This is a genomic window from Enterococcus sp. C65, assembly GCF_040887165.1.
Taxonomy (GTDB): domain Bacteria; phylum Bacillota; class Bacilli; order Lactobacillales; family Enterococcaceae; genus Enterococcus_B; species Enterococcus_B hirae.
In genome coordinates this window covers 1-2,025 of sequence record NZ_JBFOFG010000022.1, presented here as the reverse complement: position 1 = coordinate 2,025, position 2,025 = coordinate 1, and the positions used below count along the sequence as shown (strand labels likewise).

The window sequence follows — 2,025 nt, the reverse complement described above, 5'->3', positions numbered from 1 at the left end:
GTCTTGCGTATGGTTAACCCTAAAGTTATGGAAATAAGACTTAGAAGCAAACTTAAGAGTGTGTTGATAGTGCATTATCTTAAAATTTTGTATAATAGGAATTGAAGTTAAATTAGATGCTAAAAATTTGTAATTAAGAAGGAGGGATTCGTCATGTTGGTATTCCAAATGCGTAATGTAGATAAAACATCTACTGTTTTGAAACAGACTAAAAACAGTGATTACGCAGATAAATAAATACGTTAGATTAATTCCTACCAGTGACTAATCTTATGACTTTTTAAACAGATAACTAAAATTACAAACAAATCGTTTAACTTCTGTATTTATTTATAGATGTAATCACTTCAGGAGTGATTACATGAACAAAAATATAAAATATTCTCAAAACTTTTTAACGAGTGAAAAAGTACTCAACCAAATAATAAAACAATTGAATTTAAAAGAAACCGATACCGTTTACGAAATTGGAACAGGTAAAGGGCATTTAACGACGAAACTGGCTAAAATAAGTAAACAGGTAACGTCTATTGAATTAGACAGTCATCTATTCAACTTATCGTCAGAAAAATTAAAACTGAATACTCGTGTCACTTTAATTCACCAAGATATTCTACAGTTTCAATTCCCTAACAAACAGAGGTATAAAATTGTTGGGAATATTCCTTACCATTTAAGCACACAAATTATTAAAAAAGTGGTTTTTGAAAGCCATGCGTCTGACATCTATCTGATTGTTGAAGAAGGATTCTACAAGCGTACCTTGGATATTCACCGAACACTAGGGTTGCTCTTGCACACTCAAGTCTCGATTCAGCAATTGCTTAAGCTGCCAGCGGAATGCTTTCATCCTAAACCAAAAGTAAACAGTGTCTTAATAAAACTTACCCGCCATACCACAGATGTTCCAGATAAATATTGGAAGCTATATACGTACTTTGTTTCAAAATGGGTCAATCGAGAATATCGTCAACTGTTTACTAAAAATCAGTTTCATCAAGCAATGAAACACGCCAAAGTAAACAATTTAAGTACCGTTACTTATGAGCAAGTATTGTCTATTTTTAATAGTTATCTATTATTTAACGGGAGGAAATAATTCTATGAGTCGCTTTTGTAAATTTGGAAAGTTACACGTTACTAAAGGGAATGTAGATAAATTATTAGGTATACTACTGACAGCTTCCAAGGAGCTAAAGAGGTCCCTAGACTAGCAAGAAGTACACAAGAAGCCTTAAAGATTATAGAAAAGCTTTTCCATGAAATGCTTAACATTATTTAATGTTAACATGTGGCTTTGTGGTAACTACCACGAGTGGTAACTTGTAACATGAAAAAAGTTACAAGTTACAAGTGGTTTATTTACGAACATAAAGGCTAGGAAAGCACTTGATAAGTATATCAAGTGCTTTTTTTCCGTTCGATTTTACTATCCAAGATACCGCTTGACGTACCTAATATTTTAGTGTGCTAAGGGCTTTGCTTTTACGGTTATAGTTACGTTCTAAAAAGAAGCAAGGGTAAATGCACGATCATAGATCGCCCTTGCAGCTTTTTAATCTCTCCACTTTTTTATAACCAAGCAAACCACCAAGCACACTGAAAAAATAATTAGGAACTAAAGCGAAGTGCGTAAATTGAAATAAATCTTCACTCAATTTTAAAAGATTAAGCACCCAGCCAAAGCGCCTAAAAAAATAATTGTTTAAAAGAAAGGGAGTAATTTAAATGACAGCAATAGAATTGAAATCATATGATAAAGCAGAATTACTAAATTTGTTAGAAAGTAATCCTAAATGTTTTGTAATTAATGGTGATGATATAGATGAGCTATAACACAGAGAAGATATTTATGATATTGAATTTATTGATTATTATGATGGTGAAGAATTATACTATTATAATCCTCATTTGTTGAGAAATGAAGAAATATTTCGTGGAGCAAGTATCTATAAAATGGTTCTGTTGCAAAGTTTTAAATCTACTATCAAATAAGGTAGAATAATAGAAAAAGATAGCAGGAGG

General features: G+C 31.7%; 2 protein-coding genes. Both read left to right on the top strand.

The window, feature by feature from the left end:
• Positions 1-153: 153 nt before the first annotated feature.
• Positions 154-237: a 23S rRNA methyltransferase attenuation leader peptide gene (locus tag AB3I12_RS13245; protein ID WP_001814874.1), complete on the top strand. Its 84-nt coding sequence runs from the start codon at positions 154-156 to the stop codon at positions 235-237.
• A gap of 124 nt (positions 238-361) precedes the next feature.
• A complete protein-coding gene (erm(B), locus tag AB3I12_RS13240; protein ID WP_002321849.1) occupies positions 362-1,099 on the top strand; it encodes a 23S rRNA (adenine(2058)-N(6))-methyltransferase Erm(B) in 738 nt (245 codons plus the stop codon).
• Positions 1,100-2,025 lie beyond the last annotated feature (926 nt).